Annotated in this window: 28 protein-coding genes; 20 read left to right on the top strand and 8 right to left on the bottom strand. The window is 71.9% G+C overall.

The genetic code is table 11. The features are described from left to right. The 6 genes from ACIRS4_RS27765 (at position 1) to ACIRS4_RS27740 (ending at position 4,266) form a co-directional block, all read left to right on the top strand. Entirely contained in the window at positions 1 to 1,374 is a 1,374-nt protein-coding gene (locus ACIRS4_RS27765; protein ID WP_404201163.1) for a hypothetical protein, read from the top strand. 136 nt (positions 1,375 to 1,510) lie between these two features. Continuing rightward, a complete protein-coding gene (locus tag ACIRS4_RS27760) occupies positions 1,511 to 2,248 on the top strand; it encodes a DUF2993 domain-containing protein (protein WP_404201161.1) in 738 nt (245 codons plus the stop codon). A gap of 259 nt (positions 2,249 to 2,507) precedes the next feature. After that, entirely contained in the window at positions 2,508 to 2,591 is an 84-nt protein-coding gene (locus tag ACIRS4_RS27755) for an Ms5788A family Cys-rich leader peptide (protein ID WP_350818853.1), read from the top strand. Positions 2,592 to 2,731: 140 nt separating this feature from the next. Then, positions 2,732 to 3,577: a sulfurtransferase gene (locus ACIRS4_RS27750; RefSeq protein ID WP_404201159.1), complete on the top strand. Its 846-nt coding sequence runs from the start codon at positions 2,732 to 2,734 to the stop codon at positions 3,575 to 3,577. A 41-nt stretch (positions 3,578 to 3,618) separates the two neighbouring features. Then, positions 3,619 to 3,906 (top strand): DUF1416 domain-containing protein, encoded by a 288-nt coding sequence (locus tag ACIRS4_RS27745; protein WP_006139129.1) that lies wholly within the window; start codon positions 3,619 to 3,621, stop codon positions 3,904 to 3,906. Between the two features lie 99 nt (positions 3,907 to 4,005). Next, positions 4,006 to 4,266 (top strand): DUF3099 domain-containing protein, encoded by a 261-nt coding sequence (locus ACIRS4_RS27740; RefSeq protein WP_404201156.1) that lies wholly within the window; start codon positions 4,006 to 4,008, stop codon positions 4,264 to 4,266. A gap of 10 nt (positions 4,267 to 4,276) precedes the next feature. Here ACIRS4_RS27740 and ACIRS4_RS27735 read toward each other — a convergent pair whose 3' ends face one another. Then, positions 4,277 to 4,639: a DsrE family protein gene (locus ACIRS4_RS27735; protein WP_404201154.1), complete on the bottom strand. Its 363-nt coding sequence runs from the start codon at positions 4,637 to 4,639 to the stop codon at positions 4,277 to 4,279. Between the two features lie 242 nt (positions 4,640 to 4,881). Here ACIRS4_RS27735 and ACIRS4_RS27730 point away from each other — a divergent pair, with 242 nt between their 5' ends. Genes ACIRS4_RS27730 through ACIRS4_RS27720 form a run of 3 tightly spaced genes read left to right on the top strand, consistent with a single transcriptional unit; the run spans position 4,882 to position 6,902 of the window. Further along, positions 4,882 to 5,457 carry an FABP family protein gene (locus tag ACIRS4_RS27730; RefSeq protein ID WP_130441834.1) on the top strand — a complete coding sequence of 192 codons (576 nt, stop codon included), beginning with the start codon at positions 4,882 to 4,884 and terminating at the stop codon, positions 5,455 to 5,457. Between the two features lie 16 nt (positions 5,458 to 5,473). Beyond that, entirely contained in the window at positions 5,474 to 5,926 is a 453-nt protein-coding gene (locus ACIRS4_RS27725) for a Fur family transcriptional regulator (RefSeq protein ID WP_404201152.1), read from the top strand. 10 nt (positions 5,927 to 5,936) lie between these two features. Continuing rightward, positions 5,937 to 6,902, top strand: coding sequence for a YgfZ/GcvT domain-containing protein (locus tag ACIRS4_RS27720; RefSeq protein WP_404201150.1), 966 nt, complete (start codon positions 5,937 to 5,939; stop codon positions 6,900 to 6,902). Positions 6,903 to 7,097: 195 nt separating this feature from the next. On the opposite strand, the gene dtd is transcribed toward ACIRS4_RS27720, so the two are convergent. Continuing rightward, positions 7,098 to 7,523 (bottom strand): D-aminoacyl-tRNA deacylase, encoded by a 426-nt coding sequence (dtd, locus tag ACIRS4_RS27715; protein ID WP_404201148.1) that lies wholly within the window; start codon positions 7,521 to 7,523, stop codon positions 7,098 to 7,100. A gap of 169 nt (positions 7,524 to 7,692) precedes the next feature. On the opposite strand from dtd, the gene ACIRS4_RS27710 reads away from it, so the two are divergent. The 3 genes from ACIRS4_RS27710 to ACIRS4_RS27700 all read left to right on the top strand — a co-directional run bounded on the left by ACIRS4_RS27710 (position 7,693) and on the right by ACIRS4_RS27700 (position 11,074). Beyond that, entirely contained in the window at positions 7,693 to 8,466 is a 774-nt protein-coding gene (locus tag ACIRS4_RS27710) for an aerial mycelium formation protein (RefSeq protein ID WP_404201146.1), read from the top strand. Positions 8,467 to 8,581: 115 nt separating this feature from the next. Then, positions 8,582 to 9,847, top strand: a complete 1,266-nt coding sequence (locus ACIRS4_RS27705; RefSeq protein ID WP_404201144.1) for a GNAT family N-acetyltransferase — start codon at positions 8,582 to 8,584, stop codon at positions 9,845 to 9,847. Between the two features lie 309 nt (positions 9,848 to 10,156). Beyond that, complete coding sequence (locus tag ACIRS4_RS27700; RefSeq protein ID WP_404201142.1) at positions 10,157 to 11,074, top strand: FadR/GntR family transcriptional regulator; 918 nt, start codon at positions 10,157 to 10,159, stop codon at positions 11,072 to 11,074. On the opposite strand, the gene ACIRS4_RS27695 is transcribed toward ACIRS4_RS27700, so the two are convergent. Further along, on the bottom strand, positions 11,064 to 11,246 hold the full coding sequence (locus ACIRS4_RS27695) for a hypothetical protein (protein ID WP_358799726.1): 183 nt from the start codon (positions 11,244 to 11,246) through the stop codon (positions 11,064 to 11,066). The two genes, ACIRS4_RS27700 and ACIRS4_RS27695, sit on opposite strands and share 11 nt — an antisense overlap. Positions 11,247 to 11,424: 178 nt before the next feature. On the opposite strand from ACIRS4_RS27695, the gene ACIRS4_RS27690 reads away from it, so the two are divergent. The 4 genes from ACIRS4_RS27690 to ACIRS4_RS27675 all read left to right on the top strand — a co-directional run bounded on the left by ACIRS4_RS27690 (position 11,425) and on the right by ACIRS4_RS27675 (position 16,301). After that, positions 11,425 to 12,303, top strand: a complete 879-nt coding sequence (locus tag ACIRS4_RS27690; protein WP_404201140.1) for a winged helix-turn-helix domain-containing protein — start codon at positions 11,425 to 11,427, stop codon at positions 12,301 to 12,303. 29 nt (positions 12,304 to 12,332) lie between these two features. Continuing rightward, the gene (locus tag ACIRS4_RS27685; RefSeq protein WP_404201138.1) at positions 12,333 to 13,052 is read left to right on the top strand and encodes an HAD family hydrolase; all 720 of its coding nucleotides are present in this window, start codon (positions 12,333 to 12,335) and stop codon (positions 13,050 to 13,052) included. Between the two features lie 337 nt (positions 13,053 to 13,389). Further along, positions 13,390 to 15,531 (top strand): phosphotransferase family protein, encoded by a 2,142-nt coding sequence (locus ACIRS4_RS27680; RefSeq protein WP_404201136.1) that lies wholly within the window; start codon positions 13,390 to 13,392, stop codon positions 15,529 to 15,531. Between the two features lie 206 nt (positions 15,532 to 15,737). Further along, positions 15,738 to 16,301 (top strand): hypothetical protein, encoded by a 564-nt coding sequence (locus ACIRS4_RS27675; protein ID WP_404201231.1) that lies wholly within the window; start codon positions 15,738 to 15,740, stop codon positions 16,299 to 16,301. Here the strand turns inward: ACIRS4_RS27675 and ACIRS4_RS27670 are convergent. After that, on the bottom strand, positions 16,219 to 17,124 hold the full coding sequence (locus ACIRS4_RS27670) for an NAD(P)-dependent oxidoreductase (RefSeq protein ID WP_404201134.1): 906 nt from the start codon (positions 17,122 to 17,124) through the stop codon (positions 16,219 to 16,221). The genes ACIRS4_RS27675 and ACIRS4_RS27670 overlap by 83 nt on opposite strands. Positions 17,125 to 17,176: 52 nt before the next feature. Between ACIRS4_RS27670 and ACIRS4_RS27665 the strand changes: the two genes are divergently transcribed. After that, a complete protein-coding gene (locus ACIRS4_RS27665) occupies positions 17,177 to 17,515 on the top strand; it encodes a winged helix-turn-helix transcriptional regulator (protein WP_404201132.1) in 339 nt (112 codons plus the stop codon). An 81-nt stretch (positions 17,516 to 17,596) separates the two neighbouring features. On the opposite strand, the gene ACIRS4_RS27660 is transcribed toward ACIRS4_RS27665, so the two are convergent. The 3 genes from ACIRS4_RS27660 to ACIRS4_RS27650 all read right to left on the bottom strand — a co-directional run bounded on the left by ACIRS4_RS27660 (position 17,597) and on the right by ACIRS4_RS27650 (position 19,686). Continuing rightward, positions 17,597 to 18,556, bottom strand: a complete 960-nt coding sequence (locus ACIRS4_RS27660) for a GNAT family N-acetyltransferase (RefSeq protein WP_404201131.1) — start codon at positions 18,554 to 18,556, stop codon at positions 17,597 to 17,599. Between the two features lie 118 nt (positions 18,557 to 18,674). Next, positions 18,675 to 19,130, bottom strand: coding sequence for a DUF6228 family protein (locus tag ACIRS4_RS27655; protein ID WP_404201129.1), 456 nt, complete (start codon positions 19,128 to 19,130; stop codon positions 18,675 to 18,677). Between the two features lie 55 nt (positions 19,131 to 19,185). Continuing rightward, positions 19,186 to 19,686 (bottom strand): NUDIX domain-containing protein, encoded by a 501-nt coding sequence (locus ACIRS4_RS27650; RefSeq protein WP_404201127.1) that lies wholly within the window; start codon positions 19,684 to 19,686, stop codon positions 19,186 to 19,188. A gap of 168 nt (positions 19,687 to 19,854) precedes the next feature. On the opposite strand from ACIRS4_RS27650, the gene ACIRS4_RS27645 reads away from it, so the two are divergent. From ACIRS4_RS27645 to ACIRS4_RS27635, 3 genes are all read left to right on the top strand, one after another. After that, the gene (locus ACIRS4_RS27645; protein ID WP_404201125.1) at positions 19,855 to 20,319 is read left to right on the top strand and encodes a helix-turn-helix domain-containing protein; all 465 of its coding nucleotides are present in this window, start codon (positions 19,855 to 19,857) and stop codon (positions 20,317 to 20,319) included. A gap of 87 nt (positions 20,320 to 20,406) precedes the next feature. Then, entirely contained in the window at positions 20,407 to 21,102 is a 696-nt protein-coding gene (locus ACIRS4_RS27640) for a hypothetical protein (RefSeq protein WP_404201123.1), read from the top strand. A gap of 199 nt (positions 21,103 to 21,301) precedes the next feature. Continuing rightward, positions 21,302 to 21,637 carry a DUF2516 family protein gene (locus ACIRS4_RS27635; protein ID WP_404201121.1) on the top strand — a complete coding sequence of 112 codons (336 nt, stop codon included), beginning with the start codon at positions 21,302 to 21,304 and terminating at the stop codon, positions 21,635 to 21,637. A 103-nt stretch (positions 21,638 to 21,740) separates the two neighbouring features. On the opposite strand, the gene ACIRS4_RS27630 is transcribed toward ACIRS4_RS27635, so the two are convergent. Beyond that, the gene (locus tag ACIRS4_RS27630; RefSeq protein ID WP_404201119.1) at positions 21,741 to 23,120 is read right to left on the bottom strand and encodes a PP2C family protein-serine/threonine phosphatase; all 1,380 of its coding nucleotides are present in this window, start codon (positions 23,118 to 23,120) and stop codon (positions 21,741 to 21,743) included. Between the last annotated feature and the right edge of the window lie 167 nt (positions 23,121 to 23,287).

Below are 23,287 nucleotides of genomic sequence, written 5' to 3'. Positions count from 1 at the left end.
ATGAGCGACCAGCCGTATCGACAGGGGCAGGGCTACGACGGGGAGAGCCCGTACGCCCAGCAGCAAGAGCAACAGCAGCAACAGCAGCAACAGCAGCCGCAGCAGGCGTGGCCCGGCCAGCAGTACGGGTACGACGACCAGCAGGCCCACCTCCAGTACACGCAGGAGTGGCAAGGCCAGACCTGGGAGACCGGCGTGCAGCCGCAGTTCGACGCGACGGACGCGGCGCAGACGGCGTACCTGCCGCCCCAGACGGGCGAGGCGCCCGCGTACGGCGCCGCCCCGCAGCCGGGCGGGCTCCCCCCGGAGACCGGCGTGCCGACGGTCTGGCAGCAGCAGTCGCCCCACGGCACTCAGCAGCCGCCCCACACCCCCGTGCGGGACAACCCCTACGCACCCGAGTCCGGCGCGGGGCACGAGCACGCCCACGGCGCGGGCTACGGGCCGCCCGCCTACGGCTCCACGGCCGGGCCGGCCCACGGCCCCACCCCCGGGCAGCCCCCCGTCGGCGCATCCATCGCCGCGCCCGCCGGCCCGCCCGAGCCGGCCCCCGCCGCGCCCGCCCTCGAGGGCGACAGCCGCGGTTACGGTCCCGCCACCCTCGCCGGCAACGCCCGGGTCACCGACGCCCAGCGGGCCCGGCTGGAAGGGCGGTCGCCGATCATCGAGCCGGGGATGCAGCCCGCGGCGCTCACCGCGCTGCTCGGACTGCTCCTGTCCACGACGGCGGCCGTCGGCACGTACGCGCTGCTCGTGCCGGTCGTCGTCCTCCAGGCGGTCACCGCGGCGGGCTGGTTCCGGCTGAACGGCATGTGGCCGGCCCGGCAGGGCATCGCGCTGGCCTTCCTGGGCGCGCTGGCCGCGGACGCGGCGCTGCTCGTCGCCGGCCGGGAGAACGCCCCGGCGGCCATCCTCGGCACGCTCGGCGTCTGGGTCCTGCTCTGCCTGGTCCTCCAGCTGCGCTCGCACGCCGACCCCGACGAGCGGATGTACGGACTGATGGCGACGGTCGCCTCCGCGGCCCTCGCGATCGTCGCCACCGGCCACCTGGGGGCCGACCCCGACGCGGTGTCCGTCGGCGCGGCGGCCGTCGCCGTGGCCGCCCTGGCCAGGGCCCTGCCGCTGCCGACGCCGGTGTCGGTGGTGGTCGCCCTGCTCGCTGCGGCGGGTGCCGGCATCGCGGTCGGCGGGATGACCGGCCTCGGCGCCAAGGGCGCGCTGCTCGGCGCCGGCGCGGCGGTCTGCGCGCTGATCGGCCACCGCGTGGCGAGCTACGACTACCCGTCCCGGTTCGTCCACTTCACGGCGGGCGTGGCCCTGCCGCTGGCTGCCGCCGCCCCGGCGGTGTACATCCTGGGCCGGGCCCTGGCCTGAGCCGCCGGGCCGCGTCCCGGCGGGGTCGCCCACCGTCACAGGTGGGCGACAGTTCCCGGTCACTCCTCACCAGGGGGTTACCGTGTGTGGGCACTGAACTGTCCGTCGGACACACCCGGGTGGGGGACCAACCGCAATGCGCGCGCTTCGAATACTGCTGGTCGTCGTGGTGATACTCGGCGGTCTCTTCGTCATCGCCGACCGTCTGGCCGTGAACTTCGCCGAGGACGAGACCGCGAACAAGCTGAAGGCCAACGAGGGCCTGTCCACCACACCGGACGTGTCCATCAAGGGCTTCCCCTTCCTCACCCAGGTCGCCGGCGGCGAGCTGGACGACGTGGAGGTCGGGATCAAGGACTACGAGGCGACGGCGGGCACGGGCGGCGAGAAGATCCGCATCCAGGACCTCCAGGCGGACATGAAGGGCGTCGCGTTCTCCAGCGACTTCAGCTCCGCCACCGCCGCCACCGCCACCGGCAGCGCGTCGATCTCGTACGCCGAGCTGCTCAAGGCCGCCAAGTCCGAGCCCAACCGGGTCGGGCCGGGCGTCACCGCCCAGGTGGTGGGCCTCTCCGACGGCGGCAACGGCAAGATCAAGGTGACGGTCGAGGCGTCCGTCCTCGGCACCAAGCTGCCGCAGCCCCTCACCGTGCTCAGCTCGGTCGCCGTCGAGGGCGACACGGTCCGGGTGCACGCCGACACGCTGCCCAGCTTCGGCGGGGTGCGGGCCGCGGAGAACGAGGTGCGCTCGATCACCGACTTCCAGCAGAAGATCGACGACCTGCCCGGCGGCATCAAGCTGGACAAGGTCGAGGCGGCGGCCGACGGGGTGGAGATCTCGGTGAAGGGTTCGAACGTCCGCCTGGCCGGGTAGGGCCGTCCCTGGACGCTTCCCCGCGAGGTCCCTGGAAGGCCCTGCCACCCCGGGAGCCCTCCCGGGCGGTGAGTGTCCGACAGGCGAGACGCCGCCGTCCATACCGTAGCTATGAGCGCCCCCGCACGCGCCCGGAAGCCGTCCCGCGACGGCCCGGGCGCGTTGTTCTTTCTCCACCCGTCCCGACATGCGGACGATCGCGTCTCACCATTCGGCATGCTGGTGACATGTCGCCCTTTCCGTCCCTACGATCGGCAGCATGATGCAGCGACAGGCGGATCTCACGAAGCGGCGGGCAGTAGACCTGTGCCGCGTCGCCGCCATGCTCTGTCGCCCCTTCTGAGCGCAAGGCGCCGCCCGCCTTCCGCGCCCTCCCGGCGCCCTCGATCTCGAGGGCATCCGTGCGCCCGGCCGCAGGCGAGTCCCGGCCGCGCACCCTTCTTCCGCCCACCCCCGCCGCAACTGCCCCGGAGGAGAACGAGCATGAGCCGCAGCGACGTCCTGGTCGACGCCGACTGGCTGCAGGACCACCTGGACGACGAGAACATCGCCGTCGTAGAGGTGGACGAGGACACCTCGGCCTACGAGAAGAACCACATCAAGAACGCGATCCGGATCGACTGGACCAAGGACCTCCAGGACCCGGTCCGCCGTGACTTCGTCGACCAGGAGGGCTTCGAGAAGCTCCTGTCGGCGAAGGGCATCGCCAACGACACCCTGGTGATCCTCTACGGCGGCAACAACAACTGGTTCGCGTCCTACGCCTACTGGTACTTCAAGCTCTACGGCCACGAGAACGTGAAGCTCCTCGACGGCGGCCGCAAGAAGTGGGAGCTCGACGCCCGCGAGCTGGTCGACGGCACCGACGTGCCCGAGCGCCCGGCCACGGACTACAAGGCCAAGCCGCAGGACGCCTCCATCCGCGCCTTCCGTGACGACGTCGTCGCCGCGATCGGCTCGCAGAACCTGGTCGACGTCCGCTCGCCCGACGAGTTCTCCGGAAAGCTGCTCGCCCCCGCGCACCTGCCGCAGGAGCAGTCGCAGCGTCCGGGCCACGTCCCGAGCGCCCGCAACATCCCGTGGTCGAAGAACGCCAACGACGACGGCACCTTCAAGTCGGACGAGGAGCTCAAGGAGCTCTACGCCGAGGAGCAGGTGGACCTCGCCAAGGACACCATCGCCTACTGCCGCATCGGCGAGCGCTCCGCGCTGACCTGGTTCGTCCTGCACGAGCTGCTCGGCGTGGAGAACGTCAAGAACTACGACGGCTCCTGGACCGAGTACGGCTCCCTCGTCGGCGTGCCGATCGAGCTCGGCGCCAACAAGTAACCACCCCCGACCGACCTTTCAACGAACTCTGGAGTAGCAGCATGTGTGGAGCGAAGGCCGGCGGCCCGGACGCCTCGACGATCAAGCCCGGTGAGACCACGATCCAGGGTCAGGTGACCCGCGACGGCGAGCCGGTGACGGGCTACGTCCGTCTGCTGGACTCGACCGGCGAGTTCACCGCGGAGGTCCCGACCTCCGCGACGGGCCAGTTCCGCTTCTACGCGGCGGAGGGCACCTGGACCGTCCGCGCCCTCGTTCCCGGCGGCAGCGCCGACCGCACGGTCGTCGCCCAGCAGGGCGGCCTCGCCGAGGTCGCGATCGCCGTCTGAGAGGCCGCCCTCCGAGGCAGGACCCGACGGCCCGAGGGCCGCACCCCGCGGGTTGGACGCCTGGGGTGCGGCCCTCGGGCGTGCGCCTACGCTGGACGTATGTACGCACGCCGGAGGCGCGTCTACTTCGCCATGATGGGCACCTGCGTCGCCCTGTTCGTCCTGGCGTGGGGAGTCGTGCGCCTCTGGTCGACGCCGGTGGCCGTCGGGATGTGCGTGGTGGCGATGGTCATCCCGCCGCTCGCGGCGATCGTCGCCAACCGGCGCGGCCCCGAGGACCGCTGGTGGGACGCCCCGTCCGGCGACGCGAAGTCCGACGAGTGGTGGGACGAACTGGACGGCAGGAAGCGCCACCCGTGAGCCGCGCGTCTCAGTAGACGAGCGCCTGCGTCTCATCTCCGAGCGCTTCCTGCACGAACACCTGCGCGCCCGCGATCCGTACGCCCTCCAGGACGTCCCCCTCCGAGATGTCCCGCCGGGCCGCGCACTGCGTGCACAGCGTGATCCGCCCGCCGGCCTGGATCGACTCGATCAGGTCGGGCAGCGGCGCGGCGTGCGGCAGCTCGAACTCGGCGGCCTTCCCGGGCAGCGCGAACCACGCGGACTCGCCGGTCAGCCACAGCGACACCTCGACCCCACTGGCCACGGCCACCGCCGCGACGGTGAACGCCTGAGAACACCGCTCAGGAGCATCGGCCCCCGCCGTCACCTTCACCACAAGCTTCTTCGCCATCCCCGAATCGTAAGCCGCCGACTCCCCGGACCCACCTCGCGCGGAGGGGGCGAGGGGGGCCGCGTAAGCTGGGGGGCGGCCCTGTGTCGTACCGAACCGCGCTCATCCGAGGAGCACCCTGTGGAGACCTTCTTCGAAGCCCTGCTGGTCCTGGTCTGCGTCGGCGTCCTCGCCTTCGTCGCCCTGACCGTGAAGAAGCTGTACCAGGGCCAGCGCTGACCTTCGTCTAGGAACTGTCACCCATGATCGAGATCCCGTCCGACCTCCACAAGGACCTCGTCCCCCTCGCCTTCCTGCTGGGCACCTGGGCGGGCGCGGGCGTGCACGACTTCCCCGGCTCCGAGAAGTGCAACTTCGGGCAGGAGGTCACCTTCAGCCACGACGGCCGGGACTTCCTGGAGTACCGCTCGCACACCTGGGTCCTGGACGGCGACGGCAACAAGGTCCGCCCCCTGGAGTCGGAGTCCGGCTTCTGGCGGATCGACGGCCTGCGCAAGGTCGAGGTGACGATGACCCGCGACGACGGCGTCATCGAGATCTGGTACGGCGAGCTGGCCGACAAGAAGCCGCAGATCGACCTGGTCACCGACGCCGTGGCCCGCACGGCCGCCTCCCGCCCCTACACCGGCGGCAAGCGCCTGTACGGCTATGTGAAGAGCGACCTCATGTGGGTCGGCGAGAAGCAGACCCCCGAGGTCGAGCTGCGCCCCTACATGTCGGCGCACCTGAAGAAGGTCGTCACCCCTGAGGAGGTCGAGCGCTGGGCCAAGGCCCTGCCCGACGACATGCCGGACGACGGCATCGCCTTCTTCAAGTAGTTCTAGACTCGTCGGTGTGGTGAGCACCGACTGGAAGAGCGACCTCAGGCAGCGCGGCTACCGACTGACGCCGCAGCGACAGCTTGTCCTCGAAGCCGTGGACACCCTGGAGCACGCGACCCCCGACGACATCCTCGTGGAAGTGAGGAAGACGGCGTCGGGGGTCAACATTTCCACCGTGTACCGGACCCTGGAGCTCCTGGAGGAGCTCGGGCTGGTCAGCCATGCCCATCTGGGGCACGGCGCGCCGACCTACCATCTCGCCGACCGGCACCATCACATCCATCTGGTGTGCCGGGACTGCTCGAACGTCATCGAGGCGGACGTGCAGGTGGCGGCCGAGTTCACGGCCAAGCTCCGCGAGACCTTCGGCTTCGACACCGACATGAAGCACTTCGCGATCTTCGGCCGCTGCGAGGCGTGCACGCAGAAGGCCGGGGCCGCCGAGAGCCCGACCACCGGGTCGTAGGCTTGCGTTCATGAAGAGCCCCCTGCTGTCCCTGCCCGGCGCCGTCCCCGCCGAGGGCGTGGACGAAGGCGTCGCCGCCCACTACGGGGACCTGTTCCGCGAGCAGCGCGCCCTCGCCGACGGCGCCGGCTTCGTCGACCTCTCGCACCGCGCGGTCATCGCCGTGACCGGAGATGACCGGCTGAGCTGGCTGCACCTGCTGCTCACCCAGCACGTCAGCGACCTGCCCGCCGGCGAGGCCACCGAGGCGCTGATCCTCTCCGCGAACGGCCACATCGAACACGCCCTCTACCTCGTCGACGACGGCGCCACGGTCTGGGCCCATGTCGAACCCGGCACGCAGGACGCGCTGATCGCGTACCTGGAGTCGATGAAGTTCTTCTACCGGGTCGAAGTCACCGACCGCACCGCCGACTTCGCGGTCGTCCACCTGCCGGCCGGCTCGATCGCCGAGGTCCCCGAGAACGTCGTCGTCCGCGAGACCGCCCACGGCCGGGACCTCTTCCTGCCCCGCGCCGACCTGGAGTCGTTCGCCGAGAAGTCCGGCCCCGCCGCCGGGATCCTCGCCTACGAGGCGCTGCGCGTCGAACAGCACCGCCCGCGCCTCGGCTTCGAGACCGACCACCGCACCATCCCGCACGAGCTCGGCTGGATCGGCACGGCGGTCCACCTCCAGAAGGGCTGCTACCGGGGCCAGGAGACGGTCGCCCGGGTCCAGAACCTGGGCAAGCCCCCGCGCCGCCTGGTCTTCCTCCACCTCGACGGCAGCGAGGTCCACCTCCCGCCCGCCGGCACCGAGATCCGTACCGCCGACGAGGGCCCCGACGGCCGCAAGATCGGCTTCGTGACGACGTCCGCACGCCACCACGAACTGGGCCCGGTGGCGCTGGCCCTGGTCAAGCGGAACGTCCCGGTGGACGCCCGCCTCATCGCCGGCGAGACCGCCGCGGCCCAGGAAGTCGTCGTCGAGCCCTGAGGGCTGTCCCGTAATTCCGGGCGGGCGTGCGATGACAGCTACGGCACCTCGCCGCGTGGTCGGAACGCGTCCGCATACATCCAGTATGCGGACGTCCCTCCGCCTTGCGATGCACCGCATCTGACGCCGCACGCTGATCCACCAGGGATTACGGCACAGCCCTCAGGCCCGATCAGGCTCGGTCAGCAGCCCCGCTCACATCTCGATCAGCACGGTGAACGGGCCGTCGTTCGTCAGGGAGACCCGCATCTGCGCGCCGAACCGGCCCGTCGCCACCGTCGCGCCCAGCGCGCGCAGTTGCGCCACCACCTCGTCGACGAGCGGCTCGGCCACGTCGCCGGGGGCGGCCGCGTTCCAGGTGGGACGGCGGCCCTTACGGGCGTCGCCGTACAGCGTGAACTGGCTGATCACCAACAGCGGCGCGTCGATGTCGCTGCACGAGCGCTCGTCGGTCAGCATCCGGACCGACCACAGCTTGCGGGCGAGCTGGGCCGCCTTCTCCTTGGTGTCGTCGTGCGTGACCCCGACGAGCACGCACAGGCCCTCACCGTCGATCGCGCCGACCGTCTCGCCGTCCACGACGACGCTCGCGCCGTCCACCCTCTGCACCACCGCACGCATGCGCCCCATCATGCCGTGCCGGCGCAGACCACCGGCCGCCGGGTCGCTTTTTGATCCTTAGGGGTCCTTACGGCCCTATCTGAGGCCGTTCGGGGGCACTCGGTCACATTGCGGCCACTTGGGGTGGCACGATGCTCCCACACGCCGGTCGAGGGGACGGTAGAGGCACATGAGCACTTCGAGCACCGTGAGCGCGGCGAGCGCCGCGAAGGCGGCCGGGCGCTGCCCGGCGGCAACGGCGTCCACGGGCGAGGGCGTCCCCGGCGAGGCCGACGGCGACGGAGGTGGCGCCGCCGCCGGCGCCGCCGCCGGCACGGGTCCGGCCGGGAGCTGCGCCGCCGCCCGCTCCCAGCGTCCGCCGGTGCAGCGCACCGACAGCCCGCCCCGCCCGCTCCCCGTCGAGCCGCCCGCGCCGGACCTGACCCGGCTGAGCCTGCCCGAGCTGCGCACCCTGCGCCGGGACGCACAGCGCGACGAGGCCGACCTGAGTTACGTACGCAGGCTGCTCCAGGGAAGGATCGACATCCTGCGCGCGGAGCTGGCCCGGCGCGCCCCGGCGGCCGCTCCCGCGCCGGCCGAGGCGTCCATGGTGGCCCGGCTTCCGGAGATCCTCACCGACGCCCCGGCCCGCCACCGTTCCTCCGCCCGGCATGTCACGCTGGGCACCCCGTACAGCGAGGAGTACGGCAGGCTGGCCGCGGAGATGCTCTCCGAGGTCGAGCTGTCCGACCTGGACGCCCGCACCGATCCGGAGCTGCACGAGGCGATGGCCCGTCTGGTCCGGTACGAACAGCAGGTCTCCCACCGCCGCCAGGGCCTCCAGCGCACCGCCGACGGCTGCGGGGCGGAGATCACGCGAAGGTACCGGGAGGGCGAGGCGCAGGTCGACGACCTGCTCGTGTGCGACGGCCCGCCCGGGGGCGCCCCTTCCGCGGGAGCGTGAGGGCGGGGCCCGGTCGGGGACGGGGCGGGGAAGGCGGCGGAGAGGGCAGTGGGGAAGGCGGCGGGGGCGAAAAACAATCCCCGCCCCCCGTTGCGGTCCGCCTACCGTGACTCCCATGACCTCCCGAGCCGACGCCCCGATAGAAGTACGCCGGATCACCGATGCCGAACTCCCCGACTGGATGCGCGCGGTCAACACCGGCTTCCTCAGCAGCGCGGCCATCACCGACCGTGAGATCGCCGACCGCCGCACCAACCTCACCGGCTCCCGCGTCTCCGCGGCCCTGGACGCGGGCCGCTGCGTCGCCACCTTCCGTTCGTTCCCCCAGGAGCTGACCGCCGTCGGCGGCGCGCGGGTCCCCGCCGACGCCGTCTCCGCCGTCACCGTCTCCCCGACCCACCGCCGCCGCGGCCTCCTCACCCGGCTGATGACCGACGACCTGGCCGCCGCCAAGGAGCGCGGCGACGTGGTCGCCACCCTCATCGCCGCCGAGTACCGGATCTACGGCCGGTACGGCTTCGGCCCGGCGACCACCTCGACCGTGTGGTCGGTGGACGTGTCCCGCTCCGGCCTCGACCCGCACTGGTCGGGTCCGCAGGACGGCGGCCGCGTCGACCTGGTCGACGGGGAGGAGGCCCGCAAGGTCGGCCCCGAACTGCACGAGCGGCTCCGCCTCGCCCAGCCCGGCGCGGTGAGCCGTACCGAGCACTGGTGGGAGGTGGAGACCGGCGTGCTGCGGCTGCACGGGGAGGCCTCGTGGACCGAGCCCTTCTACGCGGTGTACCGCTCGGCGGACGGCGAGGTGCAGGGGCTGGTCTCCTACCGGGCGGACGACAAGTGGGCCGACGCCAAGCAGCCGTCGAACACCGCGTCGGTGCGCTGGCTGATCACCACGACGCCGGCCGCGGAGCGCGCGCTGTGGCACTACCTCTGCTCGATCGACTGGGTGGTGCGGGTGAAGTCGGGCTGGCGGGGCCCCGACGACCTGCTCCCGCAGTTGCTGCCCGACCCGCGCGCGGCCACGGTCACCACACAGGCGGACTGGCTGTGGGTGCGGATTTTGGACGTCGTACGGGCGCTGGAGGCGCGGACGTACGGCGCGTCGGGAGCGCTGGTGCTGGAGGTGGCCGACGGCGGCGGGCTCGCTGGGGGCCGTTATCTGCTGGACGCGTCCGGGGACGGCGTCTCCTGTGCCCCGACGACCCGTACGGCCGATCTCACCCTGGACGTCGCCGACTTGGCGAGGCTGTGGCTGGGCGACGAGTCGGCGACGCGGCTGGCGGCGCTGGGCCGGGTCCGGGAAGAACGAGCGGGCGCCGCCCGTGAGGCCGACGCCCTGCTGCGTACGCCCGGGCGACCGTGGTGCCCGGACATGTTCTGAGGCTCCTTCCAGCTCATCCGTAGCCGTGGCTGCAGTTTCCTCCGTGCTTGTTCAGTTGTGACTGTGCGGGTGACGATCTGTAGTTGTGGCTGTGCGGACGATCTGCAGTTGTGACTGTGCCTCGGCGCCGGCCTGTGCGGGCTCCCGGCTCCCCTCCGGAAGGAAGCCCGACCGGCCAACCGTCTGAAAGTTTGACCACGTTGTTGAAGTTGGCAGCCAACTTCACTGTACTTATGTCCGTTTGGAAGCGTCCTATAACCATCTCTCCTTGAACTGCCGGAAGATGGCGAGAAGTTGTAGTGTTCGGTCGTGGAGCCGGAACATGCCTCCGTCAAGGGGCGGGGGAGACCGGGGCGGCCGGCGCGGCCGCAGCCGACCTCCCGTGACGTGGCCGACGAGCTGCGCACCCGGATCAGGACCGGGGTGCTGCGGCCGGGCCAGCGCATGCCCACCCAGGCCAGGCTGGCGGACGAGTTCGGGGTCGAGCGGGGCGCGGTGCGCCAGGCGCTGCGCATTCTCCAGGCGGAGCGCCTGCTCACCAATGTGACCAAGGGCGCCCCGGCGACGGTCGCCCCGCATTCCGGCGCGAGCGGGTTCCCGGCCGGGCCGGGGATGCCGCCGCAGCCCACGATGGCGGCGCTGACCCCGCGTATCGTCGAGGCGTTCGCCGGTCCGCACGTGCGGATCGACGCCCTGTGCCTGACGGCCGTCTCGCTGACCCTCGCCATCGGCGAGCCGCTGCGGCGGATCCACGCCGGGGAGCTGAAACCGGCCAAGATCGAGGTGCGGGTCCTGTTGCCGTCCCGGGACATCGAACTGGCCTTCCCCGCCCCGGTGGACGCCTCGGAGACCGGGCGCCTGCAACGCCGCTGGCTGGCCCACCGCAACGCCCAGGGCCAGGTGCTGCGGCACAACCTGCTCACGCTGCGCGAGACGCACGGCATCGACGTCGACGTCAGCTTCCGCGCGCTGCCCTTCACCCCGCCGGTCAAGCTGTACCTCCTCAACGGCATGGAGGCGCTGCTGGCGTACTACACCGTGCAGCGGCGCGAGCAGGAGATCGACCACGAGCAGCTCCAGATGTACGACGCCGAGGGCACGCGGTCGGTTCTGTTCGCCTTCGAGCAGGGTGCGGGGCCGCGTGACTCGGCGTTCGTGAAGCAGTCGCTGCGCTGGTTCGACGCGCTCTGGGAGACGATCAGTTCCGAGCTGACGCTCACGAGTTGACGGCGGGGCCGCTGACCAGGAGGGCGAGGATCACGGCGCCGACGGAGCTGACGCCGGGGCGGCCGGTCCTGATGCCGACGGTGAGCATGAGCAGGCCGACGGTGCCGGCGGTGCCGTACTTCCACTGGACGGCCTGTTCGAGGACGGCGGAGAGGACGGTGAAGGCGGGCATGGCGGTTCCTCTCTACGGATGTGCTGCGGAGGCGGGTCCCTTCGGAGGCGCTACAGAGGCGGGCATTCTGCCAACTGGACCAAGTTGGCAACCAACTCTTACTATGTTGTCCCCACTTGGCAGCAACTACTAAACAACTTTCAAGCAACTGCCGCCAGATGGATCGAAGTTGTAGCGTTTGGTCGTGACCCAGGAGAACGTGGCCGTGAACGGCAGCCGAAGGCTCTCGCCCCAGGAGATCGCCGATGCCCTGCGCGAACGCATCCGCGTCGGGGACCTCAAGGCGGGCGACCGCCTGCCCACCCAGGCCGAACTCGCCCAGGAGTTCGACGTGGAGCGCGGCGCCGTACGCCAGGCCCTCCGGGCGCTCCAGGACGACGGGCTGCTCACCGACGTCAGCAAGGGCAGCCCCCCGCGCATCGCCGAGCCCCCCGCGCCGGCCCGGGAAGAGCCCCAGCCCACGATGGTCGCCCTCGCCCCCCGCCTGACCGAGGCCTTCTCCGCCCCGCACGTCCGCATCGACGCCGCCTGCCTCACCTCCGAGAGCCTCATCCCGGCCCTCGGCGAACCGCTGCGCCTCATCCACGGCGGCAGCATCCGGCCCGAGCGGATCGACGTCCGCATCCTTCTGCCGTCGCGCGACATCAACCTCGCCTTCCCCGTCCCCGTCGACGGACGGAGCGACGACGACCCGGTGCACCAGCGCTGGCTGGCGATGCGCAACGCCCAGGGCCATGTCCTGCGCCACAACCTGCTCACCCTGCGCACCCACGGCGTCGACGTCAACGTCACCTTCCGGGCCCTGCCGTTCACCCCGCCGGTGAAGCTGTACCTCCTCAACGGCAGCGAGGCGCTGATGGCGTACTACATGGTCGAGCGCAGGGAGGAGCCGACCGAGGACGGCACGCTCGACATGTACGACGTGCTGGGCACGGAGTCGCTGCTCTTCTCCTTCGAGAAGGCGGCCGGTCAGCGGGACGCCACCTTCGTCGAGGAATCCCAGAAGTGGTTCGACGCCCTCTGGGAAACAATCACGTCGGACCTGACACTCTCCTAGTGACTTCTGATACGACGCGGACTGATCTGGTGGCATCCGAGACCGAGGACACAACCGTGGATCTGCGGGAAACGATCACGCGTGCCCGAGTCGTGCTCTGGGACTTCGACGGGCCGATCTGCCGGCTGTTCGCACGGCACTCGGCCGGACTGGTGGCCGACGGCCTGGTGGAGTGGCTGGAGGGACGCGGACTGCGCGGACTGTTGACGGAGTCCGAACGGGAGTCCCTCGACCCCCACGCCGTCCTGCGCGCCGTGGACCGCCGCCACCCCGGCAGCGACCTCGTCGCGGAGCTGGAGGAACGCCTCACCCAGGAGGAACTGAAGGCCGCCGCCTCGGCGATGCCCACCGCCTGGGCCGACCCCCTGATACGCACCTGGTCGGCCGTCGGCGCCCGCCTGGCCATCACCACCAACAACTCCCCCCGGGTGGTCGGCGCCTACCTGGACAGCCGCGGCCTGACCGGCTGCTTCGCACCCCACGTCTACGGCCGCACCCAGGACCTGCACCTCCTCAAGCCCCACCCGCACTGCCTCCGCCGCGCCCTGAACGCGACGGGCTCGGCGCCCGGCACCGCACTGATGATCGGCGACACACCCGCCGACTTCCTGGCCGCCCGCGAGGCCCAGGTCCCCTTCCTCGGCTACGCCCGCAACGAACGCAAGGAAAAACTGCTCAGAGACGCCGGAGCGACGACCGTGGTGGCCTCGCTGGAGGCGGTGCTGGACACGCTCAGACACCCGTCCTGAGTCGAACGGAGTGACCGTCGCGGCGTCTTCTCACGTCTTCTCCCCACCCGGCTCAGGAGCTGCGCTACAGTTCCGCAATCGCGTGAGCAACAGCTCCCGCCGGTACGTATGAGACGGCGAACAGGCCCGATTCCTCGACCACGCCGGACGCGTCTGAGCGGCGATCCACCAATGGCCCAGCTCACGGCGGTCCGGGCGTGCGCCACAGCACACGGCATCTAGCGTTTGCCGTATCCATTCCACGAGTGTGAGCACCCGGAGCGGCCCAGTGGGCGACGACCCTGTTTCCCCCCGCCCCTTCGGGGGGCGAGCGGCCTCACGGAGCGGGTCCGCCGCCGTGCTCCACGCCTTCGTCCGGGACGCGGCGTCGACTCCGGCGGCCGGCGGTCACCGCCACCATGTGCTGGCGCTGCCGCCGGACGTGGCCCGGATCGTCGGCGGGCAGGCCGGAGCACAGGTCACCGTGCGGATCCCGCGTTCCGACGCGCTGCCCGTGGCGATCAGGACCTGGCGCGACGAGGCGGCCGTCCTGAACGCCGTCCGGGCCGTGCTGCCGCACACTCCGCGATGCCTGGCCGAGGGGCCGGGCTTCGCAGTCCACAGCCATGTGCAGGGCGTGCCGCTGTCGGCCCTCTGCGGAAACGGTAAACCTGTCGACGCGCTGCTCGTCGAGTCACTGACCACGCTGCTGGCCCGGCTGACCCAGGTGCGCTCCTCGGCGCTGCCACCACTGCCGTCGGCCTGGCCCGCCAACCACACCGACAGCCGCGCCTTCCTGAGGGCCCTGGCCCGGCTCGCCGACGAACAGATCCGCAGGCCCAACTGGGCGGTCTTCGGCGGACTGTTCACGGCGCTCGGCATCCCCGCCGACGCCCTGCTCGCGCTGGCCGAGCGGGTGCCGCCGATGACGCGCAGGCCGTACAGCCTGCTCCACACCGACCTGCACCGGGGCAACCTGATCATCCCCGACGAGGAAGGCGGCGCCCCCGTCGTCTGCGTCGGCTGGGAGTCGGCCACCTACGGGGACCCGCTGCACGACCTCGCCACCCATCTGGTGCGCATGAACTACCCGCGGCACCAGGAGCACGAGGTCACCGAGGCCTGGGCGCGGGCCATGCGGCGCTTTCGCCCCGCCGCGGTGAACGGCCTCACCAAGGACCTGGACCACTACCTGGCCTTCGAACGGGCGCAGTCCGTGTACCCGGACGTCATGCGCGCCGCGCGGTCCCTGGAGCGGTCGTTCACCCAGGAGAGCCTGGAGGAGGCGACGGCTGAGGTCCACCGGGCGGTCGTGGCGGCGGCCGAACCCCTGCGGCTGAGCCGAGTCCCCACGCCCCTGGAGATCGAGGGCGCCCTCTTCCGCTGGCTGGCCTCGCGCGGCCTCGACGACATCGGCGGCCGGCACCGGGGCGCCGAGGCCTTCGCCTGGAAGCCAGACGCCCGCCTCCCGGAACACCCCGACTTCCCGGCCTCCGCGGTCCGGGACGCCCTGCTGGCGGAGGGCGCCGCCCCGGCCGGCCGGGTGGTGAAGGGGACCGCGCACCTCAACTCGGTGGTGCGGGTGCCGGGCATCGAGTTCCCGGTGGTCGTCCGGCGCAGACTGCGCGACGTCTGCCGCAGGGAACCGAGCTTCCTCAGCGAGCACGCGGTGCTCCGCGCCATCGAGGACTCCGGCGTCGAGGTGGCCGCCCCGAGGGTCCTCGCGCTGGGCACGGACTTCACCGGCGACGCCTTCGCCGTCCACACCTACGTGGGCCCCTGGGACGTCGACCTGCGCCCCGTCCATCCCGTGAACGGCCTGCGCCCGCACGAGGCCGACGGGCTCGTCGACCAGCTGTGCGCCCTGACCGGCGTGAACTACGAGAGCGTCGACCCGGCGGCCGGGCAGGGCGGCTTCTACGCCTGGCTCACGGGGCAACTCGTCGCGCTGGTGAGGGACCTGCCCAGGGACTCCATGCGGCTGGCGCGGTCGCTCGGGCTGCCCGACCACCGGCGGCTGGGGGAGATCCTCTCCCGGCACACGGTCACCGACCGCGTGCCCGCCCTCCTGCACGGCGACCTCAACCCGTGGAACCTGGTGCGCCGCGACGACGCGCTCGCACTCACCATCATCGACTGGGAGATGGCGCTCGTCGGCGACCCCCTCTACGACCTGGTCCGGCACATGCACCTCACCCCCAACCATCAGGAGATCCGGGAGCGCATGGTCCGGCGCTGGGAACGGCGGCTGGCCCCCGAGCACACCAGGAACTGGCGCCGCGACTGGCGCGTCTACCGCTGTGTCGAGATCGTCCGCTCCGCCTACATCGACCTCGACCGCCTGGTGACCGGCGCCGCCCTTGACGCCCCCAACGTCCGCCGCGCCGTCGATTCCTACGCCTCCACCCTGGTCGCCGCCACCACGGCCCTGGGCCTGCCCGTCCCGCTCACGACGAACCCGTACACGGCCCGCGCCCGGGTGAAGGCGGCGGGCGCGTAGTCCCGCCCCAGGGCCACGAGGACGACCACGTCGTCGCCGTGGAACCGGCGGCGATCGCCGAGGCGGAGGAACGCGGCCTGAACCGGCTCCACGTGGTGCTGACCCGCGCGGTGACGCGCCTGGAGGCGATCCACGAGCGGGAGCTGCCCCCGGTGAGGCGAAAGCCCCTGGCCGGAAGCGGGGCAGGTGGGCGATGCTGGGCGCTGATGCTGCTCTTCCTCGACGTCGACGGACCGTTGATCCCCTTCGGGGGGCCGGGGCCGTATCCGGCTCACCGTCCGTGCCCCGCCCAGGGCTCCGGACGGGGCACGGACGAGGTGCATCCGCTGCTGTCCCGTCTCGATCCCGCTCTCGGGCCTCGCCTGCTCTGCCTCGGGTGTGAGCTGGTGTGGGCCACGACCTGGCTGGAGGACGCCAACGCGGTGGTGGCTCCGTGGCTCGGTCTGCCCCCGCTGCCCGTGCTGGAGCCGCCGCGGACGCCGGCCCCGTCCGGCCCGCACTGGAAGACTCTGCCCATACTCGACCGGGCGGCCGGCCGGCCCTTCGTCTGGGTCGACGACGAGATCAGCGCCGTGGACGAAGACCTCGTCGCCGACCTGCACCCGGCCCCGGCCCTCCTCCACCGTGTGGACCACCGGCACGGCCTCACGGACGGCGACTTCGAGGTGGTGGAGGAGTGGCTGCGGGCTAACGCTGCGCCGGGGCCTGCTTCGGCTCCATCTCCTCCACCACCCGGATGTACCCGTTGGCGCCGTGGCCCCGCCCGATGACCCTGCGGGCCTGGCCCTCCACCGCCCGCATGACGGCCGCGTCGATGCCGTGCGCCTCCGAGGCGTCGATGACGTGCTTCATGGTCACCGCCGCCGACGTGACGGGGTAGGCCTCGCCGGAGAAGGTGCCCGCGTCCACCTCGGCCGCGGTCTCCTCGAACTGGGCCGGGAGGATCGCCGCGATGCCCGCGGCGTAGGGAGCCAGTTCACGGGCGGTGACCCCCTCGGCGCGGGCCAGCGCCACGGCGTGGGCCCAGCCCGCCTTCGCCGTCCAGAACACGTCGAGCAGCGCCACGTCGTGGGCGGCGGCCCGGCCGATCTCCTCGCCGAGGTGGGTGTGGGAGCCGCCGAAGGCGCGCAGCGCGGGCAGCCACTCCTCGTAGAGCTCCGCGGGCCCGCTGTACAGGAACACACCGGCGGGCGTACCGATGGTGTCCGTCGGCGTCATGATCGCGCCGTCCAGGTACCGCACTCCGTGCCGTGCCGCCCAGTCGGCGGTGTCCCGGGCGCGGGCCGGGGTGTCGGCGCAGAGGTTCACGACGGTGCGGCCCTTGAGCGCGGCGGTGACCGGCTCCGGCCGCAGGACGGCGTCGGCGGCGTCGTAGTCCCGCACGCACACCACGGTCAGCGCGCTCGCCGAGACGGCCTCCCGCGCCGTGCCCGCTGCCACGGCGCCCCGTTCCACCAGCTCCTGCTCCCGGCCGGGAGTCCGGTTCCACACCGTGGTCCGCAGCCCCGCGTCAAGGAAGGCGCCGGCGAGCGCACGCCCCATGGGGCCCAGCCCCAGAACGGTGACGGAGAGGTCGGCAGACGATGAGGACATGGCTCAACTCCCTTATGATGAAGAACATTTGATGACAAAAGAGGGGGAGACGATGGCGAGCAGGCGTGCCGAGCACACGAACGTCTGTGGGGTGACCGCCGCGATCGCCGTGATCGACGGCAAGTGGAAGACCAGCCTTCTCTGGCTGCTGGAGTCCGGCCCGCACCGCCCCGCCGAACTGCGGCGGCGGCTGCCGGGACTCACGGAGAAGGTACTGACCCAGGCGCTGCGCGAGATGGAGTTCGACGGTCTCGTGCACCGGGAGGTGCACGACGTCCTCCCCCTGAAGACCGTCTACTCCCTCACTCCTTTCGGCCGCGAGCTGTCCGAGGCCCTGGCCCCCCTTTCCGACTGGGGCCACCGCCGCCTGGACGGGCTGGCCGCCTCCTGACCACCTGCGACCAGCCTCGCGGCAGGGCCGCCCGCTGCCAAGTACGCACAAAAAAGTGGGTACGTGGCATGACGTTCCCGCCTACGTCGCGGGGGCGAAGTCGTACGTGGACCACTCGGTGAGCGGGCGGTAGCCGAGGCGCTGGTAGACGGCGTTGCTCGTCGGATTGGCCAGGTCCGCGAACAGGACGACCTCCCGCGCGCCCGCCGCCAGCGCCGCCCGGCTCACCTCGGCCGTCACGGCGGCCGCGTAGCCGCGACCGCGCAGGTGAGTGGGGGTGTAGACGACGTCCACCTGGACCTGGCCGCCGATCAGCGGGTTCATGCCCGCGACGGAGACGGCTTCGCCGTCGGGGGTCTCCCACACCGTGTAGCGCTTGTCGGCGTAGCGGGTGCCGGCCCAGGTGCCGGCGTCGATGGTGACGTCCTCGCCGACGGCCGCGGCGAACTCGCCGCACCAGAACATGACGTCCTGGAGGTCCTCGTCGCCCAGGAGGCGGGCCCGGCCGGCCGGGTGCGGGTCCGGCGGGGTGAGGGTGCCGAGGCCGTACAGGCAGAGCCGGGTGGCGCGGAGCGTCGGTGTCGCGCCGGTGCGCCGTCGCCAGGCCTCGGCGAAGGCGGTGGCGGTGTCATGGTCCGCGCTGACGGCGGGGAGGGGGCGCCCGAGGGCGGCGAGGTGGGCGGCGAGGCCGTCGGCCTGCTCGGGGGTGAGCGGGGTGGGGGCCACGGCGCGGGGCCGGAGCTGGTGGAAGGCGGCCTCGACCTCGCCCGCACGCTCCAGCACCCCGAAGACGGGAGCCTCGGTGCAGCCGAATGCCTCCGCCCCCCGTGCCTGAAGCCTCGCGGCCCACGTCGACTGCATGACATGCCGCCCCGGTCGGGAGCGCAGGAAGTCCCCGGCACGGGCGAGGTACTCGTCCACGTCCTCGGTGAGACGCCATCGCCCCTCGCCCGGGGCACTGCCCGAACGGCCGGGCCGCCGGTCGCCTCGGGGGGCGGGCAGGGCGTCGTCTTCGGTGGTCTGCGCGTCGTCCGGGAGCATGCTTGATGATGTCCCACCCCGAGGCCGCGCCCGACACTTTCGCGTCAGCATGACGCCGGCCCCCCGCCGACTCCCGCCGGTGCGGCTGACCTTTCTCGACCCGCATTCCCGCCGGCTGTCACCGGTGCTCCTCGGTGAGGAAGCACCGGATGTCGGCTGCCAGGGACGTCATCTGCTCGCCGGCCTCCAGCCAGGTGGTCGCCGAGGCGCTCCAGCCACCGGCGGCGCGGGGCCAGGGGCGCAGGGTCCAGGTCAGCCCGACGTGACCGCCCGATCGGAAGACGGCCGACACGGTCAGGTCACTGTCGTCGGTCTGCCAGCACCGTTCGCCGTCCCATCCCCGGTAGTCCACGGCCAGGCCTTCCAGGAACGCGGGGAGACCGCTGCCCCGGAACCAGGCGACGACCCCGTCGACGCGGGCGGTCAGGCCCGGGGCCCGCAGCTCGACGGCGTAGTGCACACAGTCCGCGTCGGCTTCGAACCGGTCGCAGAAGGTCACACCGACGGAGGTGTCGTCCCGGGAGTGGATCGTCACGCCGGTCTTGCCATCGGTGTCGACGCCCAGGGAGGTCATGGGCGTAACGGTACGTCGGCTGCAAGCGGGCGTCCGGGCCGTGAGGCGGGCGTGGTCAGGACTGCGTGGTCCGGAACGCCAGATACCGGCTGAAGGCCTCGTGGCTGTCGGGGGTGAAGCGCCACTCCAGCAGGGCCGACCGCAGTTCCGGCTCGGTCAGGAGGCCGTGCCAGGCGACCTCGTCGCGATCGGGGACTACGGCGTCCGGCATCACGGCTTCGTGCACGCCGAGCCAGTGAGGGCTGAGGCCGCTGCGGTTGACGAACCTGAACAGCAAGCGCGGTCGCACCCGAACGCCCAGCTCTTCGGCCAGCTCCCGCGCGGCGGCCTGTTCGTAGGACTCGCCGACGTGCACGGCGCCACCGACCACGACCTCGTGGAACCCGGGGAAGCGCGACAGCTGCTCCGACCGCCGGTGGACGAGGATCCGCCCACGCTCGTCACGGCACACCGTCACGGCGACCCGGTGCAGCCACCCCTCCCGGACGGCCTGCCGACGGCCGACCACCCCCAGCACACGATCTTGTTCGTCGACACGCTCCACCGGTTCATCCATCGGTTCATCCACGACAAACACCCTGGCAGGGCCCACCGACAACGCCCGCCGCACGAAGACTCGCGGAACCGGACCGAGAGTGCCTGCGTCGGCTCTTCCATCGCGGTTCGGCGCACTTTTGCAAGCGGGTGCTTGCAATTGTTAGCGAGGGTGAGGCACTGTGGAGGCATGGCATCGCTCAACGTCGGCAATCTCGGTGAGTACCTGCGCGAGCAGCGGCGAAACGCTCAGCTCTCGTTGCGGCAGCTCGCCGACGCCGCCGGGGTGTCCAATCCGTACCTGAGCCAGATCGAGCGAGGGCTGCGCAAGCCCAGCGCCGAGGTGCTGCAGCAGGTCGCCAAGGCCCTGCGGATCTCCGCCGAGACGCTCTATGTGCGCGCGGGCATCCTGGACGCCGAGCGGGACCGGGACGAGGTCGAGGTGCGGGCCGTCATCCTTGCCGACCCCGCGCTCACCGGGCAGCAGAAACAGGTGCTGCTCCAGATCTACGAGTCCTTCCGCAAGGAGAACGGGTTCGCGCCCGGCGACGGCGCGGTGGAGTCCCGGGATCCGCTGAGCGACGCCTCCGTGCGGCCCGCACCACCCCGCACGGCCGGCGGCAGCGACGCCGATCCGCAGCAGACGGCCGGTTGACCGGACCAGGGGACCGGACGCCGGCTGCGGATCCGCACCGACCGATATCGACGAACGTCAAGAACGCGACTACGGGAGACCAACACCATGGCCATCACCGACGACCTGCGCAAGACCCTCAGCGACCCGACTCCGCTCTACTTCGCCGCGGGCACGGCCGACCTGGCCCTCCAGCAGGCGAAGAAGGTGCCGGGTCTGGTGGACCAGCTGCGCACGGAGGCCCCGGCCCGTTTCGAGGCCGTCCGCAACACCGACCCCAAGGCCGTGCAGGAGAAGGCCGCCGCCCGTGCCAAGGAGGCCGGCGCCAAGGCCAAGGAGGCCCAGGAGTCCTTCCAGAGCAAGGTCGGCGAGTTCTTCGGCAGCCTCGACGGCGACCTGAAGAAGCTGGGCAGCACGCTCGACGCCGACCTGAAGAAGTTCGGCGAGTCCGCCCAGGACTTCGCGCTGCGCGGTGTCGGCGTCGCCGCCGAGTACGCCGTCAAGGCCCGTGAGACCTACGAGAAGGTCGCCGAGCACGGCGAGCAGGCCGTCCGCACCTGGCGCGGCGAGGCCGCCGAGGAGATCGAGGAGCTGGCGATCGTCGTCGAGGGCAAGGAGGACATCAAGCCCGCGCCGGTGGCCGAGGTCAAGACCGAGCCGAAGCCCGCCCCGGCGCCCGTCGTCACCCCGGTCGAGGCCAAGGCCGACTCCGTCACGGCGAAGAAGCCCGCGCCGGCCCCCAAGAAGGCCCCGGCCCCCCGCAAGACCCCCACGGCGAAGAAGACGACCCCGCCGGCCAAGTGAGACCGACCGCGCCGGACGGGCACGTACGAAGACGGCGTGACCGCGAACACGCCGAAGGGCCGGGCACTCCTGAAGTGCCCGGCCCGTTGTCCGGGTGACGGGAGTGCGGTTGCGGGTACGGTGACCGCGTAGAACCTCGCAGAACGAGTAGACCCAGTTAGTCGGAGTCGTGCCGAGTCGGGTGGTGGACGTAGTGCTGATGCAAGGTTTCGCAGGGTTCATGTCTCTGCTGAGCCTGGCCCTGATCGTGTTCAGCGGCTTCGCTCTCGTCGACGCGGCGATCCGCCGCGAGGACGGCTACCGGGCTGCCGGCAAGCAGACCAAGCCGTTCTGGATGATCATCCTCGGCCTGGCCTTCGTGGTGAACCTGATCTTCCCGATCCTGGCGTTCCTGCCGATCATCGGCCTGGTCGCGACCATCGTGTACATGGTCGACGTGCGCCCCGCCCTGCGCTCCCTCCCCGGCGGCGGCCGCTCCCGCCGAGGCGGCTCCAGCAGCGACGGTCCCTACGGCCCGTACAACGGCGGCCGCTGAACGCTGCTCCCGCTGTCGTTCGCCGCATCACCGCTCGCCGCATCAGCGCCCGCCCGGCACCGTTGCCCAGGCGCCACCGCTGACCAGGCCCCGCTGACCGCAGTCACGGCACGCGGTCGAGCAACACCACCGCCACGTCGTCCGTCAGCTCCCCGCCGTTGAGCTCCCGCACCTCGTTGACGGCGGCCCGCAGCAGGTCCTCCCCCTGAAGGCCGGAGGCCAGTTGGCGGCGGATCATCTCCACCATGCCCTCCTGGCCCAGCCGCTCGCGCCCCTCGCCGACGCGGCCCTCGATCAGTCCGTCGGTGTAGAGCATCAGGCTCCACTGCGCGCCCAGTTCCACCTGCATCCGCGGCCAACGGGCGCCCGGCAGCAGGCCGAGGGCCGGGCCGTTGTTGTCGTAGGGCAGCAGCCGGGCCGGCCGGTCCGGTCGGGCGATCAGCGGCGCCGGGTGACCGGCCAGGCACAGGCCCGCGCGGCGGCCGTCGGGCGCGATGTCCACCGTGCACAGCGTCGCGAAGATCTCGTCGTCGTCGCGCTCGTGCTCCAGCACCTGCTGCAGCGTGTTCAGCAGCTCGTCACCGCAGAGTCCGGCCAGCGTCAGCGCCCGCCAGGCGATGCGCAGCTCCACGCCGAGCGCCGCCTCGTCCGGGCCGTGGCCGCAGACGTCGCCGATCATGGCGTGGACGGTGCCGTCCGGGGTGCGGACGGTGTCGTAGAAGTCGCCGCCGAGCAGCGCGCGCGAGCGGCCGGGGCGGTAACGGGCGGCGAAACGCAGCGGCGAGCCCTCCAGGAGGGGCGTCGGCAGCAGGCCGCGCTCCAGGCGGGCGTTCTCCTGTGCGCGCAGCTTGCCCTCGGCGAGCCGCCGCTCGGCGGTGTCCGACCGCTTGCGCTCCACGGCGTAGCGGATGGCGCGGCTGAGCAGCCGGCCGTCCAGCTCGTCGCGGAACAGATAGTCCTGGGCGCCCACACGCACGGCTTGCGCGCCGCGCTCGGCGTCGCCGGACGCGGTGAGCGCGAGCACGGCGTGCCGGGGCGCGAGCTCGAGGACATGCCTGAGCACGGCCAGCTCGTCGTCGTCGGCGGTGCGTCCGGGCGCGGGCAGCGCGAGGTCCAGCAGGATGCAGTGGACGTCGTCGGTGAGCAGCCGCTCGGCCTCGGTGAGGTTGCGGGCGGTGCGCACGCGGATCGGCTTGCCGGCCGAGTCGAGCAGGCCGGGGACGATCGGGGCGGCCGTGGGGTCGTCCTCGATCAGCAGCAGTGTGAGGTTGGTGTGGGCGGCGGCGCTCACGCCGTGGGGGACGCGGTCGCCGGTGGCGGCGTCGTCCCCGACCGTGGGGCTCTTCGCTTCGTCGCGATGGTCGTTCCGGTCGTCCGTGCGCGGGGCTTCTTCCTTGGAGGGGCCGCCGACTGCGGGCGCGGCCTGCGCCTGACCACACTCCACGGCCGGGATCGCTCTCTGCCGCGGTACGGGTACGGGCATTGTCCTGGATTCCTTCCCTCCCCCCGAGGGCATGGCGGGTACGAGGGACCTCGACCCACCGACGGGGACCATAGCGGCAGAACGGGCCGCAGCGGAATGGTCCACGGCACGCCTCTTGATCTCAGACCGGTGTCATATGCCGCCATTTGCGGCGCAGTTGGGCAGGG

The organism is Streptomyces sp. NPDC101166 (genome assembly GCF_044768125.1).
Classification (GTDB): Bacteria; Actinomycetota; Actinomycetes; order Streptomycetales; family Streptomycetaceae; genus Streptomyces.
The sequence above is the reverse complement of the archived record's forward strand: the minus strand, read 5'-3'. Positions and strand labels throughout refer to the sequence as shown.